Origin of the sequence: Terriglobus saanensis SP1PR4 (genome assembly GCF_000179915.2) — a bacterium.
Classification (GTDB): Bacteria; Acidobacteriota; Terriglobia; order Terriglobales; family Acidobacteriaceae; genus Terriglobus; species Terriglobus saanensis.
Genome location: NC_014963.1, coordinates 3,689,976 through 3,705,124 on the forward strand (window position 1 = coordinate 3,689,976; position 15,149 = coordinate 3,705,124).

Annotated in this window: 15 protein-coding genes; 11 read left to right on the forward strand and 4 right to left on the reverse strand. The window is 58.5% G+C overall.

The genetic code is table 11. The annotated features are described in order from the left end of the window. Nucleotides 1–3: 3 nt before the first annotated feature. Entirely contained in the window at nucleotides 4–933 is a 930-nt protein-coding gene (locus ACIPR4_RS14835) for a polyprenyl synthetase family protein (RefSeq protein ID WP_013569474.1), read from the forward strand. 19 nt (nucleotides 934–952) lie between these two features. After that, nucleotides 953–1,339: a metal-sulfur cluster assembly factor gene (locus tag ACIPR4_RS14840; RefSeq protein WP_013569475.1), complete on the forward strand. Its 387-nt coding sequence runs from the start codon at nucleotides 953–955 to the stop codon at nucleotides 1,337–1,339. On the opposite strand, the gene ACIPR4_RS14845 is transcribed toward ACIPR4_RS14840, so the two are convergent. Both ACIPR4_RS14845 and bshC read right to left on the reverse strand, forming a co-directional pair. Further along, on the reverse strand, nucleotides 1,316–1,573 hold the full coding sequence (locus ACIPR4_RS14845) for a hypothetical protein (RefSeq protein WP_144312695.1): 258 nt from the start codon (nucleotides 1,571–1,573) through the stop codon (nucleotides 1,316–1,318). The two genes, ACIPR4_RS14840 and ACIPR4_RS14845, sit on opposite strands and share 24 nt — an antisense overlap. Nucleotides 1,574–1,679: 106 nt before the next feature. After that, nucleotides 1,680–3,290 carry a bacillithiol biosynthesis cysteine-adding enzyme BshC gene (gene bshC / locus ACIPR4_RS14850; RefSeq protein ID WP_013569477.1) on the reverse strand — a complete coding sequence of 537 codons (1,611 nt, stop codon included), beginning with the start codon at nucleotides 3,288–3,290 and terminating at the stop codon, nucleotides 1,680–1,682. A 143-nt stretch (nucleotides 3,291–3,433) separates the two neighbouring features. Between bshC and ACIPR4_RS14855 the strand changes: the two genes are divergently transcribed. From ACIPR4_RS14855 to ACIPR4_RS14870, 4 genes are all read left to right on the forward strand, one after another. Further along, on the forward strand, nucleotides 3,434–4,057 hold the full coding sequence (locus tag ACIPR4_RS14855) for an NUDIX hydrolase (RefSeq protein WP_013569478.1): 624 nt from the start codon (nucleotides 3,434–3,436) through the stop codon (nucleotides 4,055–4,057). A gap of 130 nt (nucleotides 4,058–4,187) precedes the next feature. Continuing rightward, nucleotides 4,188–4,403: a cold shock domain-containing protein gene (locus ACIPR4_RS14860; protein ID WP_013569479.1), complete on the forward strand. Its 216-nt coding sequence runs from the start codon at nucleotides 4,188–4,190 to the stop codon at nucleotides 4,401–4,403. 40 nt (nucleotides 4,404–4,443) lie between these two features. Then, nucleotides 4,444–6,186 (forward strand): DNA polymerase/3'-5' exonuclease PolX, encoded by a 1,743-nt coding sequence (gene polX / locus ACIPR4_RS14865; RefSeq protein ID WP_013569480.1) that lies wholly within the window; start codon nucleotides 4,444–4,446, stop codon nucleotides 6,184–6,186. Nucleotides 6,187–6,232: 46 nt separating this feature from the next. Further along, nucleotides 6,233–6,808: a hypothetical protein gene (locus ACIPR4_RS14870; RefSeq protein ID WP_013569481.1), complete on the forward strand. Its 576-nt coding sequence runs from the start codon at nucleotides 6,233–6,235 to the stop codon at nucleotides 6,806–6,808. A 62-nt stretch (nucleotides 6,809–6,870) separates the two neighbouring features. Here ACIPR4_RS14870 and ACIPR4_RS14875 read toward each other — a convergent pair whose 3' ends face one another. Continuing rightward, nucleotides 6,871–7,677 carry a hypothetical protein gene (locus ACIPR4_RS14875; RefSeq protein ID WP_013569482.1) on the reverse strand — a complete coding sequence of 269 codons (807 nt, stop codon included), beginning with the start codon at nucleotides 7,675–7,677 and terminating at the stop codon, nucleotides 6,871–6,873. Between the two features lie 96 nt (nucleotides 7,678–7,773). Here ACIPR4_RS14875 and ACIPR4_RS14880 point away from each other — a divergent pair, with 96 nt between their 5' ends. The 5 genes from ACIPR4_RS14880 to ACIPR4_RS14900 all read left to right on the forward strand — a co-directional run bounded on the left by ACIPR4_RS14880 (nucleotide 7,774) and on the right by ACIPR4_RS14900 (nucleotide 14,136). Next, on the forward strand, nucleotides 7,774–8,694 hold the full coding sequence (locus tag ACIPR4_RS14880; RefSeq protein ID WP_013569483.1) for an NAD(P)/FAD-dependent oxidoreductase: 921 nt from the start codon (nucleotides 7,774–7,776) through the stop codon (nucleotides 8,692–8,694). Between the two features lie 100 nt (nucleotides 8,695–8,794). Then, nucleotides 8,795–9,928, forward strand: a complete 1,134-nt coding sequence (locus ACIPR4_RS14885; protein WP_013569484.1) for a citrate synthase — start codon at nucleotides 8,795–8,797, stop codon at nucleotides 9,926–9,928. A gap of 264 nt (nucleotides 9,929–10,192) precedes the next feature. Next, nucleotides 10,193–10,939 (forward strand): SDR family oxidoreductase, encoded by a 747-nt coding sequence (locus tag ACIPR4_RS14890; protein ID WP_013569485.1) that lies wholly within the window; start codon nucleotides 10,193–10,195, stop codon nucleotides 10,937–10,939. Nucleotides 10,940–10,979: 40 nt separating this feature from the next. Then, the gene (locus ACIPR4_RS14895) at nucleotides 10,980–11,588 is read left to right on the forward strand and encodes an HD domain-containing protein (protein WP_041586121.1); all 609 of its coding nucleotides are present in this window, start codon (nucleotides 10,980–10,982) and stop codon (nucleotides 11,586–11,588) included. Between the two features lie 163 nt (nucleotides 11,589–11,751). After that, on the forward strand, nucleotides 11,752–14,136 hold the full coding sequence (locus ACIPR4_RS14900; RefSeq protein WP_013569487.1) for a TonB-dependent receptor: 2,385 nt from the start codon (nucleotides 11,752–11,754) through the stop codon (nucleotides 14,134–14,136). Between the two features lie 181 nt (nucleotides 14,137–14,317). Here the strand turns inward: ACIPR4_RS14900 and ACIPR4_RS14905 are convergent, their stop codons facing one another. Continuing rightward, complete coding sequence (locus ACIPR4_RS14905) at nucleotides 14,318–15,073, reverse strand: SDR family NAD(P)-dependent oxidoreductase (RefSeq protein ID WP_013569488.1); 756 nt, start codon at nucleotides 15,071–15,073, stop codon at nucleotides 14,318–14,320. Nucleotides 15,074–15,149: the final 76 nt, after the last annotated feature.

A 15,149-nucleotide genomic window follows, 5' to 3' on the forward strand; every position in this document is an offset into this window, starting at 1 on the left:
GTTATGATCGAAGTCCTCTCCTCAGTTATTGAACTTTTGAAAAGCGGCGCTGCGGCAACTGACGCGGCGCTGGAACGTCTTCTGCCTGGTTCGGAGATTGCCCCCCACTCCATCCATCGCTCCATGCGTTACAGCGTCTTCGCGGGAGGGAAACGACTTCGTCCCATCCTCTGCATGGAAGCCGGGCGCATGGTTGCGGGCAAGCTTCCTGCCGGCATCGCGGACCTCGGCTCCGCGCTCGAGATGCTGCATACCTATTCCTTGATCCACGACGATCTGCCTTCGTTCGATGACGACGATCTCCGCCGCGGCAAGCCCACCTCGCATATCGTCTTCGGAGAAGCCATCGCCATCCTCACAGGCGACGCTCTGCAGACCTTCGCCTACGAGACACTGTCGCGACTCTCCTGCCCTGCGGAAGCGACCGTTCAAATCATCCGCGAGATCGCGATTGCTACCGGAACGGGAGTAGGTCCCACGGACGGGACAGGTCTCCCCTACGGCATGATCGGCGGCCAGGTCCTCGACATCGAAGGGGAAGGCACCAAACCCACCGCCGAACAGGTCGACAGAATCCATCGCGCCAAGACCGGCGCGCTTATTACTACTTCCATCGTCACTGGGGGCATCTTCGCCGGAGCCAGCGCAGAGACGGTCGAACATCTCCGTCTCTTTGGCCAGCGCGCAGGTCTAGCCTTCCAGATCGTGGACGACGTGCTCGACATGACGCAGAGCTCCGAAGATCTCGGCAAGACCGCAGGCAAGGACACCGCCAGCGACAAGGTCACATGGCCCGCCGTCTTCGGCATTGAAGCGTCGCTCGCCCAGGCTGACACGCTTATCGAAGAAGCCTTCGCTGAACTTGAGTCCTATGGCTCCGCCGCGGATTCTTTAAAATCCGTAGCTCGCTACCTCGTAGAACGCAAGAACTAAGCCAGCGTCGTCCTCCAATATGCCCTTCACCCAAGCCGACCTCCTCCGCGCCCTGCACGACTGCTTTGATCCGCAGCTCAAGTGCAACATCGTCGACCTCGGTCTGGTCGACAGTCTCTCTTTACAGGAAGATCTCGAAGCTCCGGGACGCAACATCCCCGGCGTCCCTCAGAAATACCGTGCCACCATTACACTCATCCCCACCAACACGGATGAGCTCTGGCAGTCCCAGATGGCTGCGCAAATAGAAAACCGCCTCGCCGGGCTCGAAAATATCAGCACCAGCAAAGCGGCTTTTATCACAACAAAAATCTGGACTCCAGACCGTATCAGCCCTGCGGGACGCCGCACCCTCGGCCTCGACCGCCCCAAACCCAATCAGCTAGTCGAGATCAAACTCCCGTAGCGGCTTGCCTGTATCGGGAGTCTCTTTCGCCTTTCGCAGCGCCTCGGCAAACTTCTTGTCGAAGATGTCCGCCTGGTTCTTCTGCGCGTCCAGCGACTGTTGAAAGATGGAGTCTCGCCGCGAATCCTGCTCGCGCATCGCACTCGCCGCCGTCTGCAGATCCTCGAACATGCGCTTGCGCGGCGCGGGCGTATGCGCAATCACCGACTGCGTCACAGGGTCGATGCGCAACATGCCCCCACACTCGGGGCAAGACACTTCGAACCCAATCTTGGTCTCTTGTTTCTTATGCTTACTCATCGCCAGAGTATTTTAGCGCGCCAGCCAGGCCGGTGACTTGCTAGAGGTCAATGACCCGGTGACCGGGGCACTCCTGTTCGGCGTTGTCCACCAGCAGCTGCGCCAGCCCCTCGCCGTAGCGGGCGACAAACCACACCCCACCCAGCAGACGCTCCTGCGGATGCTGATGTGGATAGAGCGAATTCACGACCGCGTTGGCATGCTTGCGGAGACTCGCTTCCTTTTGCAACTGGAAGGTTGCCGCCATGCGCCGCAGGCGATTCATCTGGTAACGCATCTTGGAAGCAGACACCTCAGCGGATCGCCCCAGACTCTCGTCCACCTGCTCCATCCAACCCACCAGCGACGTCAGCTCTTCGTTCAGAGCGTTCCCTGCGGCAGCGATCTTCTGCTTGCCTTCAATCGGCATCGCCCGTGCGCCCAGTTTCTGCGCCAGCTCTTCCACGGTCTGCATGGCATCGGGCAGGGCCAGTTCGTGCTGCAGCATCACGGTGCGAATCGCAGGTTCTACCAGCGTGGCGGAGAGCCGCGGAAGTACAGGCGTCATCACGCCCAGAATGTGTTGATACAAGACTTCGCACTGCGCGAAATAAGCGATCTCCGCAGGCCCGCCGATATAGGCCGAGGTCGGCAGAAGCACATCCTGAAACACCGGTCGCAGGAGCGCATTCGGGCTCAGCCGCTCTGGCATTTCTTCCAGAATCTGCAGCAACTGCTCGTTGGAATACGTCTGCAGCCCAGCCTTCCACTGACCATCCACACGACGTAAGGGCAAACGCTGCCCATCTTCGGAGACCAGGAACAACAGGCTCGCACCTGCGACGATCAGTACCTGCGAGTGATACCCTTCGCGTGCCAGATCTTCGCTGCGCTGCAACAACGCACTCTGCAGAACATCTGCATCCACAATCGCCGCGCGCAAAACGTCCGCGCCTAACGCATGAAACTCACGTGCGCTGGCGTCGATCACAATCAAACCCTGCTCACGGAACAAGGCCGCCAGCAGCTTGCCAAACGCACTGCCCAAAGTCTCTCCGGGGGCATAACACTCGCGCAGCAGCTCGCACACAGGAGCGAATCCCAGCAGCTCTTCCACCTGTGCCAGCACCGCTTCAAACTCATCCCCGACTGAGATTCCACCCACAGGCTCCAGCCTGTGTCCGGCGATCTCCGCTCGGAGCGTCTCAACGCTGGTCTTCGATAGCAGCGTGATCTGATTCACTTCATCCAGATCGTGGTCTTCGGTCGCCATCCAGAACACCGGGACATGCGGTACACCCGCTTCGGTTGCGACCTGCGCCTTGCGCACCGCCGTCGCAGCCTTCATCAACGTCAGCAGAGGTCCACCCAGAATCCCCACCTGCTGCCCTGTCACGATGGTCCGAGCGCCTTCACGAAGCCGTTCGATATTCTCCAGCGCGGCCTCACCTGCACCAAAACCGACATTCTGCGCCTTCAGCAGGTTTGCAACGCGCACGCGATCCGCAGACAGCTTGCGGTCTACGCCCAGCTTCCATCGGCCATCAAAGGGCGTACCGGCATAGTACTTTCGCACCGGGGCATCCGCAGGAGCGGAGCGCAACTCGACGTACTCGCGAAAGATACGCGACAGATTGGGTAACACAGTGATCGGGTAGCACTCGGCGGTCATGCGGTTCTCTCTGCTGCGATTGGCTGTTCAGGATACGTCTCGGGCGTCTCCAAGTCTCTCACGGCAACCCGCATGCTGACCTGCCCCGCGTTTTCAGATGAAGGGTGCTCCCGATTGGATGCACTTTTGATACGGTTGATCTCATGGCAAAGTCTTCATCTTCTGGAAAAATCTCTCGCACGAAACCCAAAACAGCCTCCAGCCGTAGCTCGCAAAAGGCGAAGCTGCTCTCCTCAAAGGTCGCTTATAAGGGGAGCTTCTTCTCGGTCTACACCGATCACGTTCTTGAACCCGGCGGCGTCAAAGGCTACCGCGACATCATCCGCCACAACGGCTCGGTCGTTGTCCTTGCGATTGACGACAGCAAAGATCCCAACGATCCACTCGTGGTGATCGAGCGCCAGTATCGCCACGCCGCCGGACAGTTTCTTCTCGAACTCCCCGCAGGCAAGATCGACAAAGGCGAAACGCCCCTTGCCGCCGCAAAGCGGGAGATGATTGAAGAAACCGGCTATCGCGCCAAAAAGTGGAAGAAGCTCGTCCGCTACTATCCAAGCCCCGGCTTTGTCGGCGAATGGATGGAAATTTATCTGGCTACAGGTCTTAGCCTTGGTGTCGCGGAGCCGGAAGAAGACGAGCGCATCGAAATTCGCCTCGTCCCTCTTTCGGAAGTCCTCAAAATGATTCTTGAGGGAAAAATTCACGATGGAAAGACGATCGTCGGCACGCTTCTCTATAGTGCGCGGAAAAGCTCCGTGTCTGCCTGATAGCGGTCAATTTAACTTATTTTTATGCCATCGCATCTCTAACAAACCATACGAGGTTACCTCGCGTCTTAATCAGCTAGATCGGTACGTACGAAAAGTTGCCGACTAGAGGTATGGACGAGGCAAGAGCATGGGGCAATACAAAGGCAGCGTTAAGTGGTTTAACAATGCAAAAGGATTTGGTTTTCTCGGTCGGGAAAATGGACCCGATGTTTTTGTTCACTACAGCTCAATTCAGCTGGACGGATATAAGAGCCTGAAGGAAGGCGACGAAGTGGAATTCGACGTCATCCAGGGCGAAAAGGGCCCACAGGCGGACCAGGTCACACGGATCAAAGAGGCATAGCAAGCGGCGAGAGCATCCGTCGCGCTATCCTGTCCTCCCCATGGACAATGTCACCATTGCACGCCTGCTCGACGAAACCGCGGCCCTTCTTGAGATCGACGCCGCCGATCCTTTTCGCATCCGCTCCTATCGCCGCGCTGCTGAAGCCGTCGAACAGCAGACGCAGCAGCTTGCCGAGATCGCGCAGGATCCGAAAGCTCTCCTCGCTATCCCCGGCATCGGCAAAGGTATGGCGGCCAACGTACGCGACCTCGTCGCTACCGGCTCCATGCCGCTTCGCGACGAGCTCCTCACAAAATATCGCCCCACCATGCTCGACCTCCTCCGCCTCCCTGGCATGGGCCCAAAAACCGTAGCTCTTCTCTGGAGTGCGCTCGAAATCTCCGACATCGACGCCCTGGAAGCAGCGGCCAAAGCAGGCCATCTCGCCAAGCTGCCACGCTTCGGACAGAAGCTCATCGACAAGATCGCCAAGGGCATCGAGGATTATCGCAAGAACTCCGGTCGTTTCCGCATCGATGACGCCGACGAGACCGCCGCGCGGATCGCCGCGTTGATCTTAGAGTTTCCCGGCATTGACACCGTTACCCCGGCAGGCTCGCTCCGTCGCGGTCGCGAAACCGTCGGCGACCTTGATCTGCTGGTCACTGGCCCTGCCTGCGAACCCGATATCGTCTCCGCCGCCGTGGAACACGTCGCTGGTCTTCCGCTTATCTCGCAGGTCATCGCCAAGGGACAGAACAAAGTCAGCTTCCTCATGCGTAACAACCTGCAGGTCGACGTCCGCCTGCTCCCGCGCGCAACCTACGGCGCAGCGCTGCAATACTTCACCGGTTCCAAGATGCACAATGTCTCGCTGCGCCAGCGCGCGATCAAGCAGGGCTTCACCTTGAGCGAATACGGGCTCGCACGCCTCGACGATAACGCCATCGTCGCCGGTGCAACAGAAGCCGATGTCTACGCCGCGCTCGGCCTTGATTACATTGCTCCTGAACTCCGCGAAAACTGCGGCGAAATCGAAGCCGCCGCAACGTATACCCTGCCCGCGCTCATCACCCGCGCAGACATTCGTGGCGACGTTCACATGCACACGACCGCCACCGATGGAGCCGACACCATCCTCGCCATGGCGGAGGCCGCGCTGGCTCGTGGCTATGGCTACATCGCCATCACCGACCACTCCAAGAATCTCGCCATGACCAACGGTCTGGACGATGCGCGTGCCCTCGAACACGTCCGCCAGATTCGCGCCGTCGATCAAGAGATGAACGGCCGCATCCGCGTCTTCCCCGGCATCGAAGTCGATATTCTTCTCGACGGCTCGCTCGACCTCGAAGACAGCACACTCGCGGAGATGGACGTGGTCGTCGCGTCGATCCACTCGCATTTTGGTCTCCCCGCAGAGCAGCAAACGGAACGCATCCTCCGCGCCCTTGGGAACCCGTATCTCCGCATCCTCGGCCATCCTACGGGGCGCATTCTCCTGCGCCGTGAGCCCTATGCCTTCGACCTCGACAAGGTTCTCCGCAAGGCTTCCGCACTGGGCGTGGCGGTAGAGCACAACGCTTCGCCTGCACGCGCCGATCTGAACGACCGCAACCTCCGTCTCGCGAAGGAACTCGGCTGTCGCATCTCCGTCAACACCGACGCACACTCCACCGACGAGCTCGATAAGATGCGCTTCGGCATCACCCAGCTCCGGCGCGCCTGGCTCTCGCCCTCGGACGTTCTTAACACCCTCGAAGCCGACGCCTTCCTCGCCGCCCTCCGTCCTCGGCCATAATCATCACCGACCGAGGACAAAACTCCCACCCCACTACAATCAACACATGGCAGACTTCTTCCAGCCCGAGCCCCGTTCCAGCAGCACCAAAACCATCCTCATCTCTGCCCTCGTTCTCGTCGCCCTCTTCGCCGCAGGTTTCTTCTACTTCTTCCATCACGAAAATCACCCCTTCGCCGAAGCCCGCATCACCAGCGTGCAGACGCTCCCCATCCACACCGTCTTCAAACACCAGATGGGCGAAGAAATTGAAGACCGCTCAGAAGATGTCATCTATCTCATCGCACAAGTAACCGTGGACAATCGTTTCCGCGCGCCACTCTTCCTCAAAGACCTTTACGCCGACCTCACCCCACCGGAAGGCGCGGAGCTACACAGCAGCGCCGCCGAGCCACGCGACATCGCCGTCATTCTCGCTTCCTATCCCAAGCTGAAGATCCTGCTCGACCAGGCAGGCAAGCCCCTGCGTCGCGAAACCACCATCGCCCCCGGCGCCTCAGCCAGCGGCTACATTCTGCTGCAGTATCCCGTCGACGAAAAGGCCTGGCAAACTCGCCAGGCCTCCACACTTCACATCGACTTCTATCACAACAGCACCATCACAACGCTGTTCCCCAAATAGCCGAATTTGTCATTCTGAGCAAAGCGGAGGAATCTGCTGTTTCCTCCGCTCACAAGAAAACGCTACTGGCCCTTCGGCGTAGACAAATATCCGGACACCGTATTCTTGTCCACGTTGTTCACCACGATCTCGTAAAGCACAGGATCCTTGCCCGTATAAAACTGCACCGGTTCCATCATGCTCTTGTCCTTCTTCTCGATCGTGCGGTCGTCGGACATCACATTCATCGTGTACTTGCCGTGTTTCTGGTCAGCCTTCTTCAACTGCAGCTTGACCGTCGCCAGCACCACGGGCTTGTCGCCTTTGTGCAGCGTGAACTCTGCGTAGTTGCGATCGCCGCGATGCTTCAGCACCTCAAGCTCATCGTGATTGCGTGCGATCAAACCGCTCATTACGCCCGCATCGCCCATCGTCCGCTGAAGCTGGGTCTTCGTCGCTTCCAGATCTGTCTTCGTCGTGGCAACGTCCGTCTTCACGCCACCCACGTCGGTCTTCACGGAAGAGACCTCGGTCGACACCTGCCCGATCTTCTCCTGCGTCGCCTGCTGCGTCTGCTCCAGACGCTTCGTGTCGGCCTGCTGCCGCGCCAGGATCGCTTCGCCTCGCAGCTCCAGTTGCTTCTGGGTCACGCCCAGGCTCTGGCCAAAGGTCTCCGTCGTCGCCCGCAACCGCGCATCTGTCGCATTCAGTTTCTGCTGCAGGGCCGTATTCTGCGCCTGTGCGGCGGCAAGCTGCTTGTCCGCTTCACTCAGGTGGTTCTGCAAGGTATACGACCAGACCAGACCGCCAATCGCAAGTACCAGAGCACCGATCGTCAAAGCCAGAAATGCATTCGACGCCGTTCTCTGCCCATTTTCCAAATCGCTCAAACCGCCTCCCGCTGATCTTTCGTTGAACCTACACGCAAATCATAAGCGCAGACGCCGCCCGGATGCCTGCTCCCCCACTCTCTTTACAATAAGCAAATGCACAAAGCCGATATCGCGATCTCAGGAGCAGGCATCATCGGTCTCTCCCTCGCGCTCGAACTTCATCGTCGCGGGGCCCCTGTCACCGTCATTGACGCACACAAGCCCGGCATCGCCAGTACCGCCGCCGCGGGAATGCTCGCAGCCAATGACCCGGAAAATCCAGCCACCCTCCGTGAGCTCTCCCAGTACAGCCTTTCCCTCTATCCGGACTTTCTCGAACGCACGGAAGAAGCGAGCGGCCTGACCGTACCGATCCAGACCCATTACACCCAGCAGTACGCCCACGACGGGTCCGCGAGTTTTCTCAAGGAAGACTCCCTCAATCCACGTCATCTCCATGCGGCCCTGCTCCAGGCGGTGCGAAATAAAAGTATCGCCATTGAAACCGAAGCGAACGATGCGAAGGTCGCAGCCGCGAAGATCACCGTCGACTGCACCGGCGCGTGGTCACGCCCCCTCATCCAGCCAGCCAAGGGCCAAATGCTCCGGGTCCTTCTCCAGCGCGGCGAGCTTCACCGCGAAGATCTCGGCAACTTCGTCCTCCGCACGCCGTTCCTTTATATCGTGCCGCGCCTCGACGGTACGGCCCTCATTGGGGCCACGGTAGAAGACGCGGGTTTCAACACCTCCACGGACGAAGAGGAGCTTTTGCGCCTCCGCAAACGCGCCGCGGAGATCCTTCCCTCCATCGCGTACGCTCCGCAGGTGGAGGCCTGGGCAGGCCTTCGCCCGCGCTCCGCAGACGGGCTTCCAGTCCTTGGCGAACTCTTGCCCGACCGCTTTATCGCCACCGGCCACTTCCGGAACGGCATCCTTCTGGCTCCCGCCACGGCGGAGATAATGGCCGAACTGATCCTCGGCGGAATACCGCCGATAGACCTTCAAGCCTTCTCTCCGGGGCGATTTACGCCGTAGGCCGCACCGATATTCGCGCAGCCGTCGTGACAACCGCACAAACGCTGAGCTATAACCGAATGTACTTCCAGCTTTACCGGATTTGGAGAAAGATCACCGAATGTCTACCGCAGTAGCAACCCGAGGTCTCGAAGGTATCGTCGCAACCACGTCTTCCATCTGCTGGATCGACGGTGATGCCGGCGTTCTTTCCTACCGGGGCATTGATATTCATGAGCTTGCGGCAAAGTCCACCTTCGAAGAGACCACCTACCTTCTCTGGTTCGGAATGCTTCCCACCGCGACCCAGCTCGCGGAGTTCTCCAAACAACTCGCGGAAGCCCGGCATCTCGACCCCAAGGTCATCGACTTCCTTCGCAGCCTGCCCACCACGGCAACGCCTATGGAGGTCCTGCGCACCTCGGTCAGCTTTCTTTCGATCTACGACGCGGATGACGCCGACAGCTCGCATGACGCGAACGTCCGCAAAGCCACACGCCTGACCTCGCAGGTTGCCATGCTGGTCGCGCTCTTCGACCGAATTCGCAAGGGTCTTCCTGTCGTCGAGGCAGACAAGACCCTTACCCACGCGGGCAACTTCCTCTGGATGCTCACCGGCACCAAGCCCATCGAAACCGCCGTCCAGGCCTTCGATACCGCGCTCATTCTCCACGCAGACCACGAACTGAACGCCTCTACCTTCGCAGCGCGCGTCATCGCCGCCACCCTCGCCGACATCCACTCCGCCGTCACCGGCGCCATCGGCGCTCTCAAAGGACCGCTCCATGGCGGTGCGAACGAAGCCGTCATGCGGCTTCTCTTCGCCATCGACAAGGCCGGTGCGGATCCCGTCGAATACGTGGCCGATCTCCTCGCAAAGAAGGTGAAGGTCTCCGGTTTCGGCCATCGCGTCTACAAGACCGAAGATCCCCGCGCCACCCATCTCCGCCGCATGTCGGAATCTCTCGGCAAGGCCGCGGGCAATCCGAAGTGGTTCGAGATGTCGCGCAAGATCGAGCTCTACGTCAAGGAACAGAAGAAGCTCAACGCCAACGTCGACTTCTACTCCGCCAGCACCTACACCACGCTCGGCATCGACATCGATCTCTTCACCCCGATCTTCGCTGTAAGCCGTATCTCAGGCTGGGCCGCGCACGTCATCGAACAACACGACGACAACCGCCTGATCCGCCCCCGCGCCGACTACACCGGCCCCGCCTACCCAGCACCCTACATTCCCGTAGAATCCCGCTAAATCCAACTGTCAGCAAGGCCACATTCTTGGCAGTTCGATCGGGAAAGAATGAGTACTTACATAGCGCGCACAATGGAAGCGTTGCTGGTAAGCGCAGAGCCACATCGAAATAATGCTTCTGCAAGCTCCTCGGCATCGGCTTCCAGCAGCTGTGGCCACGGCTGCCGAAGTTCCCACACTTTGGCGTGCTTTCGTTCAAATACCCGTCTGAAATAAATTGCGATCCTGGGTGTTGTTTCTATAAGCCACTCTTATCGGAGACGTATGAATAAATTAGAAGGTAAGATCGCGGTCATCACGGGTGGAAATAGCGGGATTGGACTCGCAACGGCGAAGCGCTATGTCGAAGAAGGTGCACACGTCTATATCACCGGACGGCGTCAGAAGCAGCTCGACCTCGCGATCGAGTCACTCGGGAAAAACGCTACCGCAGTACAAGGTGACGTCACCATCAACGCGGATCTGGATCGCCTGTATGAACAAATACGTCGCGAACAAGGACGCGTAGACATTGTCTTTGCAAACGCGGGCATCGGGGTTTTCATTCCGTTAGAGGAGGTCTCAGAAAGCTCCTTCGATTTGATGTTCAATGTGAACGTACGCGGTCTCTTCTTTACTGTTCAGAAAGCTATTCCCCTGATGCCTGACGGGAGTTCGATCATCCTCTGCGGGGCTTCCACAGCAACGATGGGTTTTGCAGGATTGAGCGTCTATATCGCCAGCAAGGCGGCACTTCGAGGTTTCGCGAGGTGCTGGTCCGTGGAACTTCAGCATCGAAGAATCCGGACAAATGTCCTGACGCCCGGACCCACCGAGACGCCACTCTACGGCAAAGGTTTGCGTGAAGACCAGGTTGAACCGTTCAAGACGTTAGCTGCTTTGCAGACGCTGACCGGCGTGCTCGCCGACCCGGATGAAATTGCAAAAGCTGCAGTATTTCTCGCTTCCTCAGACGGCGCATTCATCATCGGAGCCGATATTCCTGTGGATGGCGGACATGCCCAGGTCTAGCTGTAGAGGCGGCGAAATCATTCGGCAACCCAAGAGGAATATGCACACCTTAGTATCCCGTGTTCGAAACCATGTGCTCTGGCATTTAGAGATTCCTGGGCAATCGGTCGCACATCGCATCGATCATCTCGATCGAGTGCTTGCCAACGCTCGCAGAATCGCAGCGACACAAAGCGGAATCGATGAGGAGCTCCTTGAATTAGCCACCCTTCTGCACGATGTCAACCAGCCCGTGGGCAAAAAGACGGAACATGTCCGCTTGAGCATGGGTACGGCCATCGAAATTCTAAGAACCGAAGGGTGTCCTGAAGCGCGGATTGACCGCGTCGTGCAGATCATCTCGGAACATTCGACGGAGAACATGCAAAGCTCTCAGTTCACGTCGCAGGAAGCAAGAATCCTGTTCGACGCCGATAAGCTTGACGGACTTGGGGCCGTTGGGATCGCGCGCGTTTTCGCACTCTACGGCCAGATGGGTCTTCCTCTTCAAGAAGCAATCACATGGTATCGAGGGAAGATCGCTGTAGCCTCGGAACACCTGCAGACAGAAGAAGGAATCAGGTTGTGTCGCGCAAGATTCCCTTATGTGCAGGATTTCCTCACTCAGCTTGAAGCACAGCTTCGAGGAGAAGATCCTGCACGTTCATAGTGGTCAGGCAGGATCTACTCCTCCGTGTGTTGTACTTAACCAAACCATGACATCTCAGTGACATTCTGCTGACAAATCTCCCTCCTCCTCATATCAGACTTCACTAGTCGCAATTAATACAGACTACTTTAGTCGTATATCTGCGATATGAGGATAGAAATTCGTGTTTACATCATTCGTAAAAAAGATTGCCTTTCTTTTCCTGTTCGCTCTCTCATGTGGAGCGCATCAGGTTGTTGCCCAGGAGCCAGCCCTTACGGGCCAGATCATCGATCCTTCCGGAGCGGTCGTAGTCAACGCAAATGTCACGCTGAGCAATAGCCAGACCCAGGGGATACTTCGTACCTCTTCCGGCTCAACTGGCGTCTACAGCTTCACTACCGTGCCGCCTGCCACGTACACCGTGACCATTACCGCCACAGGTTTCGGTCTCCGGCAGATCCCGCTCACCGTCACGAACCAGCCGCGCACGCTCGATATCAAGCTGCAGTTGGAGTCCGCATCCCAGTCCGTTACCGTGCAGGGCGAGGGTGTGGCCCTCCAACAGACCGCCGCCGTCGGGAAGACCAACACACGGCTGGAGGAGATGCCCCTCAGCATTCAGATCATCGGCCGCGAACTGGCCAACGCACAGGGCGACCTCTCGCTCAAGGACACCATTCGCAACTCCAGCGGCGTCGTGCAGGGCGGGTCCGACGGCTTTGGCTTCGGTGACCGCTTCCAGATCCGCGGTCTGGAGGCGCGCATCTACAACGACGGATTCTCCGATGGAGACGAGCGCAACGGTATTCCGCATTCGCTCAACGGCGTCGAGCGCATTGAAGTCCTCGAAGGCCCTGGCTCCTCGCTCTTCGGCAGCGGACCTCCGGGCGGCACTATCAACATGGTGCACTTCATGCCGTCCCCTGCTCTTCACTACGGTGGAACGTTTCAGGCTGGTTCGTTCGATCTCTATTCCGGAAGCGCCTTCCTCACCGGAGCCACGCGCATTCACGGCCTCAACTACCGCATCGATGGCCTCGCGCAGCATGAGAACGGATTCCGCGCCCTTGAAAGCGCCGACTACGAGCTTCGTCCTGTCCTCAGTTGGAACGTTGGGCATCACTTCCTCACCTTCGTCGGCGATGGCCGCAGCCTGCAGGCCACGCCCGACCCCGCTGGCCTGATCTACCTCGGCGCAACCCCCATCGCCAGCGTCTCGCGCACTGCGAAATACTCGACACCCTTCAGCCTTGGCGACCAGAGCCTGGCCCGTTCCACGCTCTCCGATGTATGGCCTGTCAGTTCATCGCTCACTGTGACCAATCGTTTCTCGTACATGTATCGCAACCTCTCCATCCTGCGGAACGGAGACGGCGGTACCATCACCGGCACCGTCTTCAGCGGACGCCAGCTCCGCAAGCAGCACGATGTCTTGAATGACTTCGACTACGAGGCAGAGGCCGTCTGGATCTTCCACACCGGAAGAATTCGCCATACGCTGCTCACCGGCTTCGAGGCGCAGCACCAGAGCATCGATGATAACCGCGCGACCGCCGATCTTCCGAACATTACCGATATCTTCCATCCCGTCGTTCCCGAGACCTCAACCGCTGGCCTCGTCTTCCTGCAGGATGCGAAGCACTCCGGCTTCCACGACAATCTCTCTGCCAACTACTTTGGCCTTTACGCTACAGATCAGATCGACGTCACGCAGCGCCTGAAGGTCCGCGTCGGCGGACGTCAGGACTGGTGGGACACGACGTTGACGCCAAAGGTCTTCGTGCCGGGCCGTATCTTCACCGGAACCACACTCATCGAGCCGCCCGCGCAATTCAGCCGCGACGATTCTCCGTTCAGCTGGAACGCGGGCGCAACGTACAGGCTCTTCGGCAACGTCTCGCCCTTCTTTGGAGTTGCGCGCAGCAACCTCGTTAACTTCACCTCCGAGGCCACGCAGAATGGCGTGCAGGCACCGGAGAACGGTCTGCAGTACGAAGCCGGCCTCAAGCTCTCCGCGTTCAACAATCGCGTCGTCGTCACCGGGGCAGCCTTCGACGTCAAGCGCAACAATGTCTTCACCCTTGTCGGCGATGTCCCCGTCTTCAACGATCAGAAGACGAATGGCGGAGAAGCCAACGTGCAGCTCCTCATCACACGCCGCTGGAAGATCTCAGCCAACGGCACCGGCCAGCACACGTGGCTGACGGACAATCCTTCCAACACGGCGGCAACGGGCAAACGCCCCGTCGGTGTGCCGCAACATATCTTCAACCTGTGGACGACTTATGACGTGAAGCTCCCTCGCATTCATGGACTCAATCTTGGTGGTGGATTGACCAATCGAGACCGCATGTTCGGCGACATCCTCAACACGAAATTCGTCCCCGACTACACCACGCTCGACAGCGTGCTCTCGTACACAGCGCATCGGTGGAATGCTTCGCTGGGCTTCAGAAATCTTACGGACACGCGTTACTTCGTCGCCGCAAACGGTGCGGGTGGATTCGTCGGCGTGCCGCGATCGTTCTTCGTCACCGTACGCAAGTCGTTTGGTTCGGATCGATAAACCGCTTCTAAGGGTCACTACACCAAACGTCAAAAATCGTACGCTAAGGATCTGTTGCGCAAACCTGTCGCCAATGGAGCAGCAATAGCAATAGCTTTTTGCAACACGATATGCTGGGATTTAGTTCCAAGCACGTTGGCTTGCATAAACGTTTGTTTCCGCAACACTGCTAATCGCTTCGCTACGTCAGACCCATAGCTCCGTCCGAGACCACAATTTCACCAGTTAGGTAGTCGGAGGCTATCAACATCATGACGATTTGGGCGATATCCGCCGGGCTGGCTGGCCGCCGCATAGGCGAACGGTCTCGCCAAAGCTGCTGGGCAGCCGTCCAATCCTCTGTCAGAGGCGTGTCCACGAGGCCAGGAGCGACGGCATTCACCCTAATGTCCGGGGCGAGCGATAGGGCGAGCAGTCGGGTGACATGGTTTAGCGCTGCTTTGGACGCGGCGTAAGGAATTGATGCGCCCTTGGGCCGGACGCCAGCGTGTGAGCTGATATTGACAACGCACGCCGGTCGACCGCGCCTGACCGCATCTCTCAGAGCTGTTTCGGCCTCCGCCACAAGGCGAAACGGGGCCACCACGTTGACTTCGTAGAGCTCGTGCCACACGGCGGGCAAAGCCGCCATAAGATCGGTATGGGGAATAACGCTGCTAATTCCGGCATTGTTGACAAGGACATCGAGGCGGTTCCAGCGAGACACAGCCTCCCTCACGAGCCTGATTCTATCGGCATCGTCAGCCAAATCAGCTTGAATGTAAATAGCCTTTCCAAGTTCAATGGCTAGCGCGTGCCCCGTTTCAGCTGAACTGCGCGAGTGCAGGACTACGGCATATCCCTCGTTGGACAATCGACGGGCGATCGCAGCACCGATGCCAGAAGTGGAGCCGGTCACAAGGGCAACAGGCGAGGAACTATTCGCAGTTTGGTTCAAAAATATTCTCCATTGCTTAGCATACGATTTTGACGTTTGGTGTAATGACCCTTTTCTACGACAAATCCCGTCTCTG

Excerpts from the sequence above, each read along its gene's own strand:
- ACIPR4_RS14835 (WP_013569474.1), top strand. The coding sequence starts at position 4 with ATGATCGAAGTCCTCTCCTCAGTTATTGAACTTTTGAAAAGCGGCGCT.
- ACIPR4_RS14840 (WP_013569475.1), top strand. The coding sequence starts at position 953 with ATGCCCTTCACCCAAGCCGACCTCCTCCGCGCCCTGCACGACTGCTTT.
- ACIPR4_RS14845 (WP_144312695.1), bottom strand. The coding sequence starts at position 1,573 with ATGTTGCGCATCGACCCTGTGACGCAGTCGGTGATTGCGCATACGCCC.
- bshC (WP_013569477.1), bottom strand. The coding sequence starts at position 3,290 with ATGACCGCCGAGTGCTACCCGATCACTGTGTTACCCAATCTGTCGCGT.
- ACIPR4_RS14855 (WP_013569478.1), top strand. The coding sequence starts at position 3,434 with ATGGCAAAGTCTTCATCTTCTGGAAAAATCTCTCGCACGAAACCCAAA.
- ACIPR4_RS14860 (WP_013569479.1), top strand. The coding sequence starts at position 4,188 with ATGGGGCAATACAAAGGCAGCGTTAAGTGGTTTAACAATGCAAAAGGA.
- polX (WP_013569480.1), top strand. The coding sequence starts at position 4,444 with ATGGACAATGTCACCATTGCACGCCTGCTCGACGAAACCGCGGCCCTT.
- ACIPR4_RS14870 (WP_013569481.1), top strand. The coding sequence starts at position 6,233 with ATGGCAGACTTCTTCCAGCCCGAGCCCCGTTCCAGCAGCACCAAAACC.
- ACIPR4_RS14880 (WP_013569483.1), top strand. The coding sequence starts at position 7,774 with ATGCACAAAGCCGATATCGCGATCTCAGGAGCAGGCATCATCGGTCTC.
- ACIPR4_RS14885 (WP_013569484.1), top strand. The coding sequence starts at position 8,795 with ATGTCTACCGCAGTAGCAACCCGAGGTCTCGAAGGTATCGTCGCAACC.
- ACIPR4_RS14890 (WP_013569485.1), top strand. The coding sequence starts at position 10,193 with ATGAATAAATTAGAAGGTAAGATCGCGGTCATCACGGGTGGAAATAGC.
- ACIPR4_RS14895 (WP_041586121.1), top strand. The coding sequence starts at position 10,980 with ATGCACACCTTAGTATCCCGTGTTCGAAACCATGTGCTCTGGCATTTA.